The sequence below is a fragment of the Microbacterium sp. M genome (assembly GCF_045181065.1).
In the GTDB taxonomy this organism is placed as follows: Bacteria; Actinomycetota; Actinomycetes; order Actinomycetales; family Microbacteriaceae; genus Microbacterium.
In genome coordinates this window covers 1459524-1476189 of record NZ_CP173721.1, presented here as the reverse complement: position 1 = coordinate 1476189, position 16666 = coordinate 1459524, and the positions used below count along the sequence as shown (strand labels likewise).

The following is a 16666-nucleotide window of genomic DNA, read 5'->3' as shown; positions in this document are numbered from 1 at the left end:
CGCCTTTGCCCGCGCTGGGAGACACAGCGGATCCCACGTCACCGGCGATTGCATTCCGGTAACGGAATGATCCCGGGCGTAGGCTGAACGAATGACCTCTGAGCCTTCCGACGCGCCCGAAACGTCGGTGGAAGAGTCCGACACGCCCCGTCATGCAGGGTTCACGTACGCGCTCGGTCGTGCTGTCATCAGCCCGCTGGCACGCCTCGTGTACCGCCCGCGCGTCGAGGGCAAGGACAACGTGCCGCGCACGGGTCCGGTCATCTTCGCGAGCAACCATCTGTCGTTCATCGACTCGATCGCGATCCCGGTCGCTGCCCCTCGACCGGTGCACTTCCTCGCGAAGTCCAGCTATTTCGAGGGCACCGGCATCAGCGGCGCGCTCAGCCGCACCTTCTTCGAGTCCATCGGCGCGATCCCGGTCCGACGCGGCGCCGGACAGGCGGCGCTCGATGCGCTCGACCAGCAGCGCAGACTCCTCGACGAGGGCCTGGCGGTCGCGCTGTACCCCGAGGGGACGCGTTCGACGGATGGACGCCTGTACAAGGGCCGAACCGGCGTCGCGTTCCTCGCACTCCAGACCGGCGCACCGGTCGTGCCGGTCGGCCTGATCGGCACCGATCGCGTCATGCCGAAGGGCGCCACGATGCCGTCGCTGCGCGAGCGCATCACGGTGAAGTTCGGCGAGCCGATCGATCTGTCCGCGCACGGGCAGGCCACCAGCGGCAAGGCCCGGCGCCTCGCGACCGACGAGATCATGGCCGCGATCCACGCGCTCTCCGGTCAGGAGCTGGCCGATGCCTACAACGAGGCTCCGGCACAGGGCACGATCGAGAAGATCAAGCAGGCGCTGCCGCACGAGCGGCGCTGAGCGCCTACCGGTTCTCCGGTAGCCCTCCGACGGCCTCAGGCCTCGGATGCCGCGGACACCGTCGCCTCATGGTGCACCGGGAAGTTCACCGAGTTCGCGATGAAGCACCAGGCGTTGGCCTTCGCGTGCGCCAGTTCGGCAGCGGCGATCATCGAAGCATCCGCCACCACCACCTCGGGATGCAGGACGACCTCAGTGAACGCGCCGCCGCCCTTGCCGTCCTCGCGCATCACCCCTGTCGCACGATCGCGGTAGGACACGACGACGACGCCTGCCGTGACGCACGCGTGCAGGTAGGACAGCAGATGGCACTCCGACAGCGACGCGAGCAGCAGATCCTCGGGGTTCCAGCGTGCCGGATCGCCGCGGAACGGCTTGTCCGACGATGCGAGCAGCTCGGGCTTCCCGTCGATCTGGATCGTCACGTCGCGGGCGTACTCGCGGTACCCGCTCGTTCCGGTGCCACGGTTTCCGGTCCAGGTCGAGGTCAGTTCGTAGTGGTGTTCGCCCAGGCTCATGTCCCCAGTCTGGCACCCGCGTTAGGCTTGTGAGGTGCTGGAGACTCTCACTGCTGCGGATGCCGTCGAACTCGCTGTCGTCGAACGGAGCGGCTTCGTCGAATCCCGCCATGTCGGGGCGGCGGTCGTCCTCTCGCCGGAGGGTGAAGTCATCGCCCGTCACGGCAACGCGGATGCCCTGATCCTCCCGCGCTCCAGCCTCAAGCCTCTGCAGGCCGTGGCCTGCATCACGGCCGGCGCCCCGCTCGAGGGCGAGCAGCTGGCGCTGTCCACTGCGAGCCACGTGGGTACGGACCGTCATGTCGAGACCGTGCGCGAGATGCTCGTGGCGGGTGGACTGAACGAGGACGATCTCGCGTGCCCGCCCGCCTGGCCCAGCGACAGCGGCGCGCGCGACGACCTCGTCCGCGATCACGGCTCCCCCAGCCGGATCCGGATGAACTGTTCCGGCAAGCATGCGGCGATGCTGCGCGCGTGCGTGGCGACGGGCTGGCCGACACAGGGATATCTCGACCCGACGCACCCGCTGCAGGCGCACATCCGCGAGGTGGTCGAGCGTCTGACCGGCGAGAAGATCGCGCACACCGCGATCGACGGCTGCGGCGCCCCCGTCTACGCCATGACGCTGACCGGACTCGCTCGCGCGATCCATCGCATCGGCTCGGCATCCGAGCGTTCCCCGTTCGCCCTGCACCGCGTGGCAGGAACACTCGTGCGCGCGGTCCGCGAGAACCCGTGGACCATCGAGGGCCCGGGCAAACCCGACACGATCGCCATCGAGAAGCTCGGCGTGTTCGCCAAGGGCGGCGCGGAGGGCGTGATGGTCATGGTCGCGCCGAACGGCGCCACGGTGGCGCTGAAGATGCTCGACGGCTCCCCCCGCGCGTCCACGATCGTCGCGGCGACGCTTCTCGCCCGCGCCGGCGCTCTCGCGGACGCGGACGTCCAGTCCCTGGCCGAAGCACTTCCCCTCGCCATCACCGGCGGCGGGAGCGATGTCGGAGTGATCCGCCCCGGCATCGCCATCTGAGCCCCCACCCGGGGCGGTGAACCCCTCGATGAGGAGGGGAGGAAAGGAGCCACGATGAGGATCAGCGTCCCCACCGAGGTGAAGAACAACGAGTACCGCGTCGCCCTGACGCCGGCCGGCGTGCACGATCTCGTGCAGTCGGGGCACGAGGTGATCGTGCAGTCCGGGGCCGGTGCCGGCTCATCCATGCCGGATGCCGAGTACCGCGAGGCCGGGGCCGTTCTCGTCGAGGACCCTGCCGAGGTCTGGGCGCGCGCCGAACTCCTGATGAAGGTCAAGGAGCCCGTCGCGAGCGAGTACGGGTACTTCCGCGACGACCTCACGCTGTTCACCTATCTGCACCTCGCCGCCGACCGATCGCTGACCGACCGGCTCGCCGCGTCGGGCATGACGGCCATCGCCTACGAGACCGTGCAGCTCGCCGGCGGAGGTCTTCCCCTTCTCGCCCCGATGAGCGAGGTCGCAGGACGACTCGCTCCGCTCGTCGGCGCCCATACCCTGATGCGCTCGCAGGGCGGCCTCGGCCTGCTGATGTCCGGTGTCCCCGGCACGCGACCGGCCCGCGTGACCGTGATCGGCGGCGGCGTGGCCGGTGCGAACGCGGCGGTGATCGCGAGCGGCATGGGCGCGGACGTCACGATCTTCGACACCAACATCCCACGGCTGCGGATGCTGGACGATCACTTCGCCGGTCGCGTGAAGACGGCGGCGTCGAACCCGCTGGACCTCAGCCGTGCCGTCGTCGATTCCGACCTCGTCATCGGCTCCGTGCTGATCCCCGGCGCGCGAGCCCCCAAACTCGTGACGAACGCGATGGTCGAGCAGATGCGACCGGGCAGCGTGCTCGTGGACATCGCCGTCGACCAGGGCGGATGCTTCGAGAACACGCGTCCGACCACGCACGACGACCCCACGTTCGCCGTGCACGACACGGTGTTCTACTGCGTCGCGAACATGCCAGGCGCGGTCCCGAACACGTCGACCTCGGCTCTGACGAATGCCACCCTTCCCTACGCGCGCGCGATCGCGGCGAACGGATGGCGCACGGCGATGGGGAAGGATGCAGCGCTGGCCTCCGGGTTGAACATCACCGGCGGGTCGGTCGTCAATCCCGGAGTCGGCGCCGCCCATGAGCTGCCTCTGACGCCCATCGGCGAGGTGCTCTGACCGGACCGGGCTCAGCCGGTCTGCGTCTCGCGTGGCAGCACCACGCGAGTCGGTGGCTGGCCGTCGAGCACGCGCCACGCGCGCGCTCGATGCGGCCGCGCGTACGGCGGCAGATCGCGCATGCCGACCATGGTGCGCAGCTGCGCCGCGCACTCCGCGAGCACGAGCACCTCGCCCTCCGCGCGGACGCGCTGCCAGCGGGTCCAGTCGCGCTGCCACATCTCACCGTCACCGACGATGATGCTGCCGCGCATCGTGCCGCCGTTCGCGACAGGCCCCATGGTGAGAACGTCGCCGGTCGACTCGGGCCCTGCGCTCGGGCCGGCCGGTACGACATCCCAATCCGGGAACGCCGCGCGAAGTCCGTCCAGGAGCCGCGCTGAGCCGTTGCCGATCACTCCGACCATGCGGCGGTGCGGCTGCCACGGCTCCCCGACGTCCCATCGATCGACAGCATCGCTCTCCTCCGCCTGCGGCACCCAGGCGATCTGAACTTCGCGCGAGTCGAGGCGCCCTCGCCCAGGCGGGCGGTCACGCAGGAACGATGCCGTCTCACCACCCGCCGCGAGGTGCTCGCTCCTGGTCGGCAGTCGCAGCAGCATCCGCTCGGGGAGCGCCTCGAGCACGCGCGATGCGGCGCCTGTCGCCCGACCGGCCGTGAGGACGATGCATCGGTTCTCCGCCGACCGTATGAACTGCTCGAGGCGATCGGCGAACGCGAGCGAATAGTCGGTCGGATACGCCGCGAGCAGTCGGTCCACGTCGTCGCAGAGGATGAGACCCGCCCCCTCCTGTCCGCTTTCCAGCAGCGCCAAGGCGTCCCAGGCGCTCTCCGGATCGGAGGGGATCGTGAAAGCACCGGTGTCCTGCACGCGCAGCGTGCGCAGCAGCGCGGTCTTGCCGGACGCCGGGCCGCCGATCACACCGAGTCCGCGTTCGCGACCCACCCGCAACGTGATGGCCGGCTGACGCTGGCGCTGCGGCTCGTCGGCGAGACCGATGAGCACCTCGCCATCCGAGGACGCCGTGACCTCTTCGAGCGCGAGCTCGGTCGGCAGGGCGGGAAGCCACGGTCCGAGCGGACGTTCGGCGTGCACCCAGCGCGAGCCGATCGCGGTCAGCTCGTCCCCTCCGGTCAGTGCCACGCGCATGGCATCGGCGACGGCATCCTGAGGCCGTCGTACGAAAGCGATGCCGCGCGACAGCGCCCCGCCTTCGAGGTCAGCCGCCGCGTCCGATCCGATGACCATGCGGCTGTCGGCCGGATCCGAGACGCGCAGACTGATCCGCAGCGGACAGTTCGCCGCCAGTGCGTCCCTGATCACCCCGGCTGCGCGTTGCGTCCCGAGGATCAGATGCATGCCGAGAGCTCTCCCTCGTGCCGCGATGTCCGTGAAGACGGCGCCGAGATCCGGATGCTCCTGCAGGAGTGCGGCGAACTCGTCGACGACGATCACCAGCCGCGGCATCCTGACGGCCGGATCCGCGATGTCCCTCGCGCCTGCGTCGGCGAGCACGCGCTCGCGTCGCCGAAGCTCTGCCGTGAGACTCTCGACTCCTCGTCGCGCACCATCCTCATCCAGGTCGGTCAGCACGGCCGTCACGTGCGGCAGCCCGGCCAGCGGATCGAACGCGGTGCCGCCTTTGAAGTCCGCCAGCACGAACACCACGTCCTCCGGTCCATGCGCTGCCGCGATCGACGCGACCCACGTCACCAGCAGCTCGCTCTTGCCGACGCCGGTCATCCCGGTCACCATCGCGTGCGGTCCGTCCGCGACCAGGTCCACGACCACGTCGCGGTCGATCCGCCGTCCGATGGCCGCCGAGAGCCCGCCGCCGTCGGCGGTCGACGCGAGGTCCGCCAACTGGACACGACTGGGCAGCTCTGCTTCTCCGCCGGCACGATCAGCGCTGACTTTCGCGAGTGCCGCCAGTTGCGCAGCGGACAAGCACTCCGCGGCGATCCGCCGCGTCCCATCGGCCGTGCGCAGCGTCGCCTCGCTCGGATCCACGCAGTCGATGACCGTCGTGATGCCGTCGGGAACAGGGTCCTCGACGGCGCACACCCAGATCACGGTGTCCGCAGCGGGGACGACCCCGTCCACGGCGACCCCGACCGTCCAGACACTGCGGGACGCCGAGCGCGCGTGCGCGAAGCCCCATCCTTCCGGCAGCGGGCCGGCCAGCGCCAGCCGGGATGGCAGGTGTCGCAGACACAACTGCGCGATCATCGCACGGGCGATCGCCATGCCGACGCGACGGGGAGCTCTGATGCATACACCGCGGCCGAGCGGGACGACCACCGGCGCGTCCTCGATCACCGCAGCCCGGCGACGCAGTTCTCGTCCCCGTTCATCGTCACCACCGGTCACCCGGATCTCGCTCTCACACTCCCCGCGTCCGAGGACCAGGCCTGTGCCCGCCTCGACCGGTCGATCCTCATGCAGAGGCTCATCGCTCAGACAGCGCGCGACATCCGGATGCCTCTGCCACAGCCGAGCACTCTCCTGGCTCTGCCTCTCGACCAGCTCGCCTTCGACGCGCGTCCAGGCCTCTTCGGCCTCAGCCGTCAGCCGCTTCGTCTCCCGCCGACGCTGCCGGATGCCGTCCAGCAGCGATCCGAAGATCATCAGCGGGCCGAGCAGCGCGAAGCACAGCGACAGGATCGAGCCGGTGACGGTCCACAGCACGACGCCGGCGGCCACCGGGACCAGTGCGGCCACGAACGGGATCGGCGGGCGCCGGGGCGGCTGCACGACCGCGGGCAGCGAGAGAGGTTCGGACGACATGCAGCCCAGCGAACACCACCCGACCGCGGCGGAACCCTCTGTCCACAGGGTCAGCGCTCGAACCGACGGATCAGGATTCTGTGGAGGGCGAGTGCTCGGTGACCTGCACCACGATCAGTGTGACGTTGTCACGGCCGCCGTTCTCGAGCGCGGCATCCAGCATCGCATCGACCGCACCCGAGGGATCCGGATGCTGACGCAGGAAGTGCTGGATGCCGTAGTCGGTGAGCTCTTTGGTCAGTCCATCGGAGCAGATGACGAATCGATCGCCGTCGTGCACCTCGATGCCGAGATAATCGGGCGCGAAGAGTTCGCTCGCGCCGACCGCACGCGTGATCACGTTGCTGTAGGGATGCCCCTCGGCCTCTTCGGGGCTGAGCCGGCCGGAGGCGATGAGCTCCTGGACGACCGAATGGTCTGTCGTGATCTGCACGAGCTGCTCGTCGCGCAGCAGATACACGCGGGAGTCGCCGATGTTCAGCGACACCCAGCGCGGCGGATCGGCGGCGACATCGATGAACACGCCCGTCAACGTCGTTCCGGTGCCCTCGTCGGTCGTCTCCGGATGCGAGGCGATGTCCTTGACGGCCAGGGCGAGCGCGCTCTCGATCGACTCCGCGTCGACCGTCCCGCTCTCGACGACCGACTTCAGCCGGTCGATCGTGCTCTTGCTCGCGATCTCCCCACCGGCGTGGCCGCCCATGCCGTCTGCGACGACGAACAGCGGATACTCCGCCAGGAATGCATCCTGATTCGTGTCGCGCCGACGACCTTGATCGGTCGCTCCCGCCCAGGTCAGCGAGAAGCGATCGTCCACATCGAGCGTCTGCGCTGTTCTGTCAGCCACGAGCTTCCTCCGGTGTTCCGACGGCGATCCGGGTGGCCGTAGGACTCCCACACATCGTAGTGGACACGGAACAGTGCGAGCACGCCATAGGTCAACGCTATCCGGTCTCAGCGGCGGCGGATGCGGGATACGCCGAAACCCTTGACGTCCACCACCACGTCCCCTGCGTTCGCTAGGGTGGGCGCCAATAGGTCCCCCAGAGACCTCATTCCCCGAGGAGGATGATCGCATGAGCGACAACACGCCGTCGAACCCCACCGGTGACCAGACCCCACCGCCGGTGCCACCCGCGCACCAGCCCGCCGCCGCACCGCGACAGCCCGCAGCGCAGCCACCGGCCCACGGCGCGCAGCCTCCGGTCCACGGCGGCCCAGCGGTTGCCGGTTCGGGAGGTCCCGGTGCCGGAGCACCCGGCGCATATTCCGGCCCCGGCGGTCCGGGCGCGGCGGGGCCGCACGGGCCGGCCATGCACGCGCCCGCCCAGGGTTCATCGAGTGCCGGTTCGTTCTTCCGTTCCCTGTTCGACTTCTCGTTCCAGCGATTCATCTCCCGCAGGCTGGCCGGCATCTTCTACGCCGTCGGGCTCGTGGTGATCGCTCTCGCGTTCCTCATCTACTTCTTCGGCGGCATCGCCAGCGGCATCGGGCTGATGCAGTTCAACGCCGGCGGCGGATTCATGCTGCTGCTGGTCTCGATCATCGGGGCGCCGATCGGCGCATTCGTCGCCGTCATCGTGCTGAGGTTCTGGATTGAGGCGGTCGTCGCGCTGATCGTGGTGGCGGAGAACACGAAGCGCACGGCGGACAACACCGAGAAGCGCTGACCCGCCGCCCTCACATCAAGAAAGGGAGCCCCCGACATTCCTGTCGGGAGCTCCCTTTCTTCGCGTCAGGCAGACTCGATCACTTCACCCAGTTGGGCGCCAGGTAGAACTTGCCCTCCTGGCCCGACTGCAGCTGGGTCGGCACGTTGATCGCGTGGATGATGCCGATGATCAACTGAGCGATCGGCAGCAGCGCGTACAGGAACGCCGCGATGCCGAAGGTCACGATCGTGAGCAGTCCGACGGCCGCATAGGCGATCACGACGATGATCTGGTAGTTGAGGTTGGCGGCATTCGCGCGCTGGTAGTTCGGCGCGACCTTGTCCTTCTCCACGAGGAAGAAGATCAGTGCCGGTACCCAGCTGAAGAAGACCGAGAGCCACAGGTTGGCCGTGATGTTGCTCTGCTGGAGCGGCGCGGCAGCGCCGTAGTAACCGGGAGCAGCACCGTACCCGGGCTGCTGACCGTACTGCGGCTGGCCTGCGGGCGGGTACCCCGGCCCCGGCTGACCCGGCTGGGCGTACCCCGGCGCCGGCTGTCCCGGCTGGCCATAACCAGCTGCACCCGGCTGGCCCTGCGACGGCGCCTGCGGCTGGGGAGCTGCCGGCGGTGCGGAAGGCGGCGTGGTAGGAGGTGCGGTCGGCGGCTGCGGTGCAGCGGGAGGTGCAGCGGGAGGCGTCACCGGCGGCTCCGGTGCGGTTGGCGGAGTCGACGGGACGCCGGCTCCGGTCTGATCTCCGCTGTTCGGATCCGTGGATCCGGTTGCATCGTTCGACATGGAAGTCCTTCCTAGAGTGGCTTCATCCGAAGCCGAAGCACGACTACTCTCCCATACCGCCCCACGGCAAGCAACGAAGCGCGCGGCGCACCATGACCCGGACGTTCAGCTCGACGCGACGATCTCCCAGATGCCCGGATCCACGGTCTCCCGGAGCCGGATTCCTCGAGAAGCCGCCCAGTCCATCAGTCCGCCCTGGGACGTGGGGGCGACGCGGTCCTCGGCGAAAGCCCGCACGAACATGCCCTTGGCCTTCTTGTTGAAGTGGTTGAGCGCGCGGGTCGCCCCGTCGACGTCCGAGACCACCCTGACGTACGCCGATGGCACGGATGCCGGGATCGGCCCGAGCGCGACATAGGCTTCGCTGCGCAGATCGAGCACGAACGACGGGTTCTCCTCCGCCAGCGCCTGCGTCGCGGCATCCGCCCAGTGCCGCCGCAGCGGAGCCAGATCGGGAAGCGACGTCCCCGCAGCCAGACGGTACATCGGAATCGGATCCAGCGCGGCGATCGGGCCGAACGGTGCCGAATGGATCAGGACGTGATCGTGCAGATGCGCGCGGGATGCGGCATCCAGATGGGGCGCATCCAGCGCGTCGTAGAGGACGCCGGTATAGCGGTCCACCGCAGGCATGGTCGGCGCGGTCCGCAGGGCACGGTTGTGGAGGACGTCCCCTGCCTGACGCTCGCTCAGCTTCAGCACGCGCCTGGCCGCGTCCTCGTCCGCGGCCAGGCCGACGAGAGCGTCGACGACCGCCTCGCGTCGAGCATCCAGAGACGGCAGCGACAGGGACCCGATGCGCATCGGGGGCAGGTCACCGCCCGGACGCTTCGTCTCGGACGGCGGGAGCAGGATCTTCATGGGGACTTCCAGAACGGAAACATCGAAGCGCCCGCCCCGGAGAACCGGAGACGGGCGCCTCGATGTGGTGAATCGGTCGGATCAGGCGATGAGCGCGGCGTTGCCGGCCACGATCGTCAGGGTGTCGCCCTCCATGGAGAGGAAACCGTCCTGCGCGTTGGCGAGCACCTTGGACCCGTCCTCACGGGTGATGCGCACCTCGCCCTGCGCGAGGATGGCGAGCACGGGCTCGTGACCGGTCATGATGCCGATCTCCCCCTCGACGGTCTTGGCGACGACGAGGCTCGCCTCGCCCGACCAGACCTCCGCATCCGCGGAGACAAGGCTGACGTTCAGGGCCATGATCAGGCGTTCTCCTTCTGGATCTTCGCCCACTGCTCCTCGACGTCGGAGATGCCACCGACGTTGAAGAAGGCCTGCTCGGCGACGTGGTCGAACTCGCCCTTGGCGATCGCGTCGAAGGACTCGATCGTGTCCTTGAGCGGGACCGTGGAGCCCTCAACACCGGTGAACTTCTTGGCCATGTAGGTGTTCTGCGAGAGGAACTGCTGGATGCGACGTGCACGCGACACGACGATCTTGTCCTCTTCGGAGAGCTCGTCGACACCGAGGATCGCGATGATCTCCTGCAGCTCCTTGTTCTTCTGGAGGATCTGCTTGACCGTGGTCGCGACGCGGTAGTGGTCCTCGCCCAGGTAGCGGGGGTCCATGATGCGCGACGTCGAGGTCAGGGGGTCGATGGCCGGGTACAGACCCTTCGACGCGATCTCGCGGCTCAGCTCGGTCGTCGCGTCGAGGTGCGCGAAGGTCGTCGCCGGAGCCGGGTCGGTGTAGTCATCGGCCGGAACGTAGATCGCCTGCAGCGAGGTGATCGAGTGACCGCGCGTCGACGTGATGCGCTCCTGGAGCACACCCATCTCGTCGGCGAGGTTCGGCTGGTAGCCCACGGCCGAGGGCATGCGGCCCAGCAGCGTGGAGACCTCGGAACCGGCCTGCGTGAAGCGGAAGATGTTGTCGATGAACAGCAGCACGTCCTGCTTCTGCACGTCGCGGAAGTACTCCGCCATCGTCAGCGCAGACAGGGCGACGCGCAGACGCGTTCCCGGCGGCTCGTCCATCTGGCCGAAGACGAGTGCGGTCTTGTCGAAGACGCCCGCCTCTTCCATCTCGGCGATCAGATCGTTGCCCTCACGAGTGCGCTCACCGACACCGGCGAACACCGAGACGCCACCGTGGTCCTGAGCCACACGCTGGATCATCTCCTGGATGAGGACGGTCTTGCCGACGCCCGCGCCGCCGAACAGGCCGATCTTTCCACCCAGCACGTAGGGCGTCAGGAGGTCGATCGACTTGATGCCGGTCTCGAACATCTGCGTCTTCGACTCGAGCTGGTCGAAGTTGGGCGCCTTGCGGTGGATCGGCCAGCGCTCGGTGATCTCGATCTGCTCGCCCGGCTCGGCGTTGAGGACCTCGCCGATCACGTTGAAGACCTTGCCCTTGGTGACGTCGCCGACGGGGACCGAGATGGCCTCGCCGGTGTCGCGCACTTCCTGGCCGCGGACGATGCCGTCCGTCGGCTTCAGGGCGATGGCGCGGATCAGGTCGTCACCGAGGTGCTGTGCGACCTCGAGCGTGATCTCGGTCGACTCGTCGCCGATCGTGATCGTGGTCTTGAGCGCGTTGTAGATCTCGGGGATCGAGTCGTGCGGGAACTCGATGTCGACGACCGGGCCCGTGACGCGTGCGACGCGCCCGACGACCGCGGTCGCAGCCTCAGCTGTGGCGGTGGGGGTCATATCTTCGTCTCTTTCTTGAGGGTCTTATTTGCTCGACGAGAGCGCGTCGGCACCGCCGACGATCTCTGCGATCTGCTGCGTGATCTCCGCCTGGCGTGCGTTGTTGCGCAGGCGGGTGTAGTCGGTGATGAGCTTGTCGGCGTTGTCGCTGGCCGACTTCATCGCCTTCTGCGTCGCGGCCTGCTTGGCGGCCGACGACTGCAGCAGGGCGTTGAAGACCCGGCTCTGGATGTACACCGGCAGGATCGCGTCGAGCACGGTCTCGGCATCCGGTTCGAACTCGTAGAGCGGGTAGACGGCACCTGTGGCATCCGACTCGTCCGACTCCGTGATCTCGAGCGGAAGCAGACGCACCGTCTCGGGGCTCTGCGTCATCATGCTCACGAAGCGGTTGTAGACGAGGTGGATCTCATCCACTCCCCCGTTCACGCCACCGCGGGAGAAGGCCTCGAGCAGCGTGGCCGAGATCTCCTCTGCGGTGGAGAAGTGCGGGGTGTCCGTGTCGCCCGTCCACTCTGCAGCCGCGGCGATGCGCCGGAACTGGAAGTAGCCGACGGCCTTGCGGCCGACCAGGTAGAACACCGGCTCGCTGCCCTCGGAGCGGATGAGCTCCGCCAGCTCCAGCGCCTCTCGCAGGATCTGCGAGTTGAAGGCACCGGCGAGACCGCGGTCCGACGAGAAGATCACGACCGCGGAGCGGTGGACCGTCTCTGGCTCACGGGTGAGCGGGTGGTCGACATTCGAGTACGTCGCGACGGCGGAGACGGCTCGGGTCACGGCTCGCGCGAAGGGAGAGGACGCGCGTACGCGCGCCATCGCCTTCTGAATGCGCGAAGCCGCGATGAGCTCCATCGCCTTCGTGATCTTCTTGGTCGTCTGAGCAGAAGAGATCTTCTGCTTGTAGACCCTGAGTTGAGCGCCCATAAGTGCGTACCCCGCGCGTTACGCGCGACGACCCTTGACGATCTTCTCCTGGTTGACGTCCGAGGCTTCAGCCGCGGCGTGCTCCTCGTGACCCGGGGCGCCGATGGCCTGTCCCTTGCCGCCCTGGAACTCCAGGATGAACGCATCCGTCGCCTTGCCGAGCTCGGCGGCGGTGTCGTCGTCCAGCACGTTCGTCTCGCGCAGCGTGTCGAGCACCTTCGTGTTACGACGCAGGTGGTCGAGCAGCTCGCGCTCGAAGCGGAGCACGTCGGAGACCTCGATGGTGTCGAGCTTGCCGTTGGTGCCGGCCCAGATCGAGACGACCTGGTCCTCGACCGGGTATGGCGAGTACTGCGGCTGCTTCAGCAGCTCGGTCAGGCGCGCACCGCGGGACAGCTGGCGACGGGATGCCTGGTCGAGGTCGGATGCGAACATCGCGAACGCCTCGAGCGATCGGTACTGGGCAAGCTCCAGCTTCAACGTGCCCGAGACCTTCTTGATCGACTTCACCTGGGCGTCACCGCCGACTCGCGAGACCGAGATTCCCACGTCGACCGCGGGACGCTGGTTGGCGTTGAACAGGTCGGACTGGAGGAAGATCTGGCCGTCGGTGATGGAGATCACGTTGGTCGGGATGTACGCCGAGACGTCGTTCGCCTTGGTCTCGATGATCGGGAGACCCGTCATCGAGCCGGCACCGAGCTCGTCGGACAGCTTCGCGCAGCGCTCGAGCAGACGCGAGTGCAGGTAGAAGACGTCACCCGGGTATGCCTCGCGGCCCGGCGGGCGGCGCAGCAGGAGGGAGACGGCACGGTAGGCCTCGGCCTGCTTCGACAGGTCGTCGAAGATGATGAGGACGTGCTTGCCGCCGTACATCCAGTGCTGGCCGATCGCGGACCCCGTGTAGGGAGCGATGTACTTGAAGCCGGCCGGGTCGGAGGCAGGGGCGGCGACGATGGTGGTGTACTCCATCGCACCGGCGTCCTCGAGCGCACCCTTGACGGAGGCGATCGTCGAGCCCTTCTGGCCGATGGCGACGTAGATGCAGCGGACCTGCTTGTTGGCGTCGCCGGACTCCCAGTTGGCCTTCTGGTTGATGATCGTGTCGATCGCGATCGCCGTCTTGCCGGTCTGGCGGTCGCCGATGATCAGCTGACGCTGACCGCGGCCGACGGGGATCATCGCGTCGATGGCCTTGATGCCGGTCTGCAGCGGCTCGTGCACGCTCTTGCGCTGCATGACACCCGGTGCCTGCAGTTCGAGCTCGCGGCGACCCTCGGCGACGATGGCGCCGAGGCCGTCGATCGGAGTGCCGAGCGGATCCACCACACGGCCGAGGAAGCCGTCGCCGACGGGGACCGAGAGGACCTCACCCGTGCGGGTGACCTCCTGGCCGGCCTCGATGCCGGTGAACTCGCCGAGGACGACGACACCGATCTCGTGCTCGTCGAGGTTCAGGGCCAGGCCCTTGGTTCCGTCGCCGAACGTGACGAGCTCGTTCGCCATGACGCCCGGCAGCCCTTCGACGTGCGCGATGCCGTCGGCGGCGTCGATGACGGTGCCGACCTCGGTCGCCGCAGCGCCGCTCGGCTCGTATGCGGCGGCGAAGTCCTTCAGCGCGTCACGGATGACGTCGGGGCTGATCGATAGTTCTGCCATTGTCTTCCCTTTGTATCTGGGTGCGCGGTTCCCCGCGCGAAGTCGTGTTTAGCCCGCGAGCTTCTGTCGAAGATCGGCGAGCCGCGCGGAGATGCTGCCGTCGATGACGTCATCGGCGACCTGCACGCGCAGGCCTCCGACCACATGGGGGTCGATGATCTCGGTGAGGGTGATCTGGCCGTCGTAGCGACGGGACAGGCTGTCGATCAGGCGGGTCCGCTGTGCGTCGCTCAGCGTCCTCGCCGTGTGCACGGTGGCGACGATGAGGCCGCGCTGTGCGGCGACGATGCGGATGGCGCGGTTGAGCAGCTGACGCACCCGTCGCTCACGCGGCTGACGCACCAGCGACGAGATGATCAGCGTGGCCGGAGCACCGGTCGCACCGTTGATGACCTTTTCGACCAGCGCACCCTTGGCGTCCGCATCGCCCAGGCGGCTGCCCAGCGCGAGCTCGAGCTCGGGGTTGCCGGCGACGACCCGGAGGAAGCCGAACAGTTCCCCCTCGATGTCATCCTTCGGCTTCGCGATCGCCACCGCGCGGATGGCGAGTTCCTCGATGCCGTCGATGAGATCGGAGGCGTTCGACCAGCGCTGCACGCTGAGCGAGACGAGAGCGTCCTGCGCACTCGCCGAGAGCCCCGCGAACACTGCCCTGACGACCTTCTCGCGTGATTCGGCCGTGGCAGACGGGTCTGCGAGCGCGCCGCTCAGCTGGGACGAACCGCCCACCAGCCGCGCGGCGGCGAACAGCTCTTCCGCCGTACCGAGGGTCACGCCCTTGGCCTGCGAGAGAGCCGCCGTCGTCGCCGACAGAGCCTGAGTGGTCGCGCTGCCCATTACTTGGCCGCCTCGGATGCCTCGAGGTCGGCAAGGAAGCGATCGACCACGGCCGTGGCGCGCGCGTCGTCGGAGAGCGTCTCGCCGACCACGCCGCCGGCGAGGTCGAGAGCGAGCGTGCCGACCTCGGAACGCAGCGAGACGAGAGCGGTCTGACGCTCGGCCTCGATCTGCGTGTGCGCGGCGGCGGTCACGCGTGCGGCTTCGCTCGTCGCAGCATCCTTGGCCTCGGAGATGATCTTCTTGCCGTCCTCGCGGGCGGCCTCACGGATCTCACCGGCCTCGGTGCGTGCTTCGGCGAGCTGGCGGGTGTACTCCTCCAGCGCGGCCTCGGCCTGCTTCTGAGCCTCATCCGCCTTCGCGATGTTGCCCTCGATGGCTGCGGAGCGCTCATCGAGCATCTTCGTGAAGCGCGGAAGGGCGACCTTCCAGACGACGACGAGGATGACGACGAACCACAGGGCCGACCAGATGATGTCGTACCACGCGGGGATCAGCGGATTGGGTGCTTCCTCCGCCGCGAGGGTTGTGACAAGAGCGTTCAGCATCCTGTCTCCTTCAGAAGTCGGTGTGGATTACGGGAAGGGGATGAATCCGACGGCGATGCCGACGAATGCAAGCGCCTCGGTGAAGGCGATACCGATCCACATGAGAACCTGCAGGCGGCCGGCCAGCTCGGGCTGACGAGCGACGCCCTCGATGGTCTTGCCGACGACGATGCCCACACCGATGGCCGGACCGATCGCTGCGAGGCCGTAGCCGACTGCTGCGAGGTGACCGTTGATGTCAGCGAGAACCGTAGTTGCGTCCACGGGTTTTTCCTTTCGTTGGGTGGGAAGGCAGTTGCCGACCCGCTCAGTGCTCTTCTGCCACCGCGAGCTGGATGTAGATCGCGGTGAGGACGGTGAAGACGTAGGCCTGCAGGACGACGACCAGGATCTCGAAGATCGTGAACGCGCCGCCGAAGGCGAGGGTTCCGATGCCGAGCAGCGACCATCCGCCGCCGGCAGTGAAGAAGAAGAACCAGGTGGCCGAGAAGCACAGCACCAGGATCATGTGCCCGACGACGAGGTTCATCATCAGTCGGAGCGTGAGCGTCACGGGCCGGATGATGAAGGTCGAGATGAACTCCAGCGGCGTGACGATGATGTAGACGGGCCACGGGACCCCGGAAGGGAACAGCGAGTTCTTCCAGAAGCCGAGCGGGCTCTTCTTCATGCCTGCGTAGATGAACGTCACGTAGCTGATGATCGCGAGCGTGAGCGGCACGGCGATGATCGCGGTACCCGGCATGTTCAGGAACGGGATGATGCCCGTGATGTTCATGAACAGGATCATGAAGAACATCGTCGTGAGGATCGGCAGGAACCGGTCGCCGTCCTTGCGGCCGAGCAGGTCGTGCGCGATGCCGCTGCGGACGAATCCGAGGCCCATCTCGACGACGCTCTGGAAGCGGCCGGGCACGACGCGCATGCGTCGCGTGCCGAGCCACAGCAGCAGCACCACGGCGAGCACCGAGAGGAGCTGGACCAGGTGGATGCGGTGCACCGGCACGCCGATGACGCTGAACAAGATCTCCGGGAAGAAATCGTCCATCGACGGGCCGTGGAACTCGCCATCGGCGGCCAGGCGGGGAATCAGGGTCGCAGCAAGATTAGACAGCGCGGGCTCCAGCTTCGGGGCACCGGTTCAGAACCGGGGCGACGATGGTCGGTGTGATGCGGTGGCGCAAGCGCTCATGGGACACGAGCGGGCACTCCTCAACA

General features: G+C 67.9%; 17 protein-coding genes. 4 read left to right on the top strand and 13 right to left on the bottom strand.

Translation table 11 applies throughout. From position 1 onward, the window contains the following. The first annotated feature begins 91 nt into the window (after nucleotides 1–91). A complete protein-coding gene (locus ACI7YT_RS06975) occupies nucleotides 92–871 on the top strand; it encodes a lysophospholipid acyltransferase family protein (RefSeq protein ID WP_406249761.1) in 780 nt (259 codons plus the stop codon). Between the two features lie 35 nt (nucleotides 872–906). On the opposite strand, the gene ACI7YT_RS06970 is transcribed toward ACI7YT_RS06975, so the two are convergent. After that, entirely contained in the window at nucleotides 907–1389 is a 483-nt protein-coding gene (locus tag ACI7YT_RS06970; protein WP_406249760.1) for an OsmC family protein, read from the bottom strand. Nucleotides 1390–1423: 34 nt separating this feature from the next. On the opposite strand from ACI7YT_RS06970, the gene ACI7YT_RS06965 reads away from it, so the two are divergent. Further along, nucleotides 1424–2419 (top strand): asparaginase, encoded by a 996-nt coding sequence (locus tag ACI7YT_RS06965; RefSeq protein ID WP_406249759.1) that lies wholly within the window; start codon nucleotides 1424–1426, stop codon nucleotides 2417–2419. Nucleotides 2420–2473: 54 nt separating this feature from the next. Beyond that, nucleotides 2474–3586, top strand: coding sequence for an alanine dehydrogenase (gene ald, locus ACI7YT_RS06960; protein WP_406249758.1), 1113 nt, complete (start codon nucleotides 2474–2476; stop codon nucleotides 3584–3586). 11 nt (nucleotides 3587–3597) lie between these two features. On the opposite strand, the gene ACI7YT_RS06955 is transcribed toward ald, so the two are convergent. Continuing rightward, nucleotides 3598–6375, bottom strand: coding sequence for an FtsK/SpoIIIE domain-containing protein (locus tag ACI7YT_RS06955; protein ID WP_406249756.1), 2778 nt, complete (start codon nucleotides 6373–6375; stop codon nucleotides 3598–3600). 70 nt (nucleotides 6376–6445) lie between these two features. Further along, nucleotides 6446–7222: a PP2C family protein-serine/threonine phosphatase gene (locus ACI7YT_RS06950; protein WP_406249755.1), complete on the bottom strand. Its 777-nt coding sequence runs from the start codon at nucleotides 7220–7222 to the stop codon at nucleotides 6446–6448. Between the two features lie 229 nt (nucleotides 7223–7451). Between ACI7YT_RS06950 and ACI7YT_RS06945 the strand changes: the two genes are divergently transcribed. Continuing rightward, nucleotides 7452–8045 carry a DUF4282 domain-containing protein gene (locus ACI7YT_RS06945; protein ID WP_406249754.1) on the top strand — a complete coding sequence of 198 codons (594 nt, stop codon included), beginning with the start codon at nucleotides 7452–7454 and terminating at the stop codon, nucleotides 8043–8045. Between the two features lie 79 nt (nucleotides 8046–8124). Here ACI7YT_RS06945 and ACI7YT_RS06940 read toward each other — a convergent pair whose 3' ends face one another. The 10 genes from ACI7YT_RS06940 to atpB all read right to left on the bottom strand — a co-directional run bounded on the left by ACI7YT_RS06940 (nucleotide 8125) and on the right by atpB (nucleotide 16496). Then, a complete protein-coding gene (locus tag ACI7YT_RS06940; protein WP_406249752.1) occupies nucleotides 8125–8823 on the bottom strand; it encodes a DUF4870 domain-containing protein in 699 nt (232 codons plus the stop codon). Nucleotides 8824–8928: 105 nt separating this feature from the next. Then, complete coding sequence (locus ACI7YT_RS06935; RefSeq protein ID WP_406249750.1) at nucleotides 8929–9684, bottom strand: YaaA family protein; 756 nt, start codon at nucleotides 9682–9684, stop codon at nucleotides 8929–8931. Between the two features lie 81 nt (nucleotides 9685–9765). Further along, the gene (locus ACI7YT_RS06930) at nucleotides 9766–10026 is read right to left on the bottom strand and encodes a F0F1 ATP synthase subunit epsilon (protein WP_264157494.1); all 261 of its coding nucleotides are present in this window, start codon (nucleotides 10024–10026) and stop codon (nucleotides 9766–9768) included. A gap of 2 nt (nucleotides 10027–10028) precedes the next feature. After that, nucleotides 10029–11480, bottom strand: coding sequence for a F0F1 ATP synthase subunit beta (gene atpD, locus ACI7YT_RS06925; protein ID WP_406249748.1), 1452 nt, complete (start codon nucleotides 11478–11480; stop codon nucleotides 10029–10031). Between the two features lie 24 nt (nucleotides 11481–11504). Next, nucleotides 11505–12404, bottom strand: a complete 900-nt coding sequence (locus tag ACI7YT_RS06920) for a F0F1 ATP synthase subunit gamma (RefSeq protein WP_406249747.1) — start codon at nucleotides 12402–12404, stop codon at nucleotides 11505–11507. Nucleotides 12405–12422: 18 nt separating this feature from the next. Further along, complete coding sequence (atpA, locus tag ACI7YT_RS06915) at nucleotides 12423–14063, bottom strand: F0F1 ATP synthase subunit alpha (RefSeq protein ID WP_406249745.1); 1641 nt, start codon at nucleotides 14061–14063, stop codon at nucleotides 12423–12425. A 48-nt stretch (nucleotides 14064–14111) separates the two neighbouring features. Then, complete coding sequence (locus ACI7YT_RS06910) at nucleotides 14112–14900, bottom strand: F0F1 ATP synthase subunit delta (protein ID WP_406249744.1); 789 nt, start codon at nucleotides 14898–14900, stop codon at nucleotides 14112–14114. After that, nucleotides 14900–15448, bottom strand: a complete 549-nt coding sequence (locus tag ACI7YT_RS06905; RefSeq protein WP_406249742.1) for a F0F1 ATP synthase subunit B — start codon at nucleotides 15446–15448, stop codon at nucleotides 14900–14902. The genes ACI7YT_RS06910 and ACI7YT_RS06905 overlap by 1 nt, the downstream gene beginning before the upstream one ends. Nucleotides 15449–15475: 27 nt before the next feature. Then, complete coding sequence (gene atpE, locus ACI7YT_RS06900; RefSeq protein ID WP_067198640.1) at nucleotides 15476–15712, bottom strand: ATP synthase F0 subunit C; 237 nt, start codon at nucleotides 15710–15712, stop codon at nucleotides 15476–15478. Between the two features lie 43 nt (nucleotides 15713–15755). Then, nucleotides 15756–16496, bottom strand: coding sequence for a F0F1 ATP synthase subunit A (gene atpB, locus ACI7YT_RS06895; protein ID WP_406249740.1), 741 nt, complete (start codon nucleotides 16494–16496; stop codon nucleotides 15756–15758). Nucleotides 16497–16666: the final 170 nt, after the last annotated feature.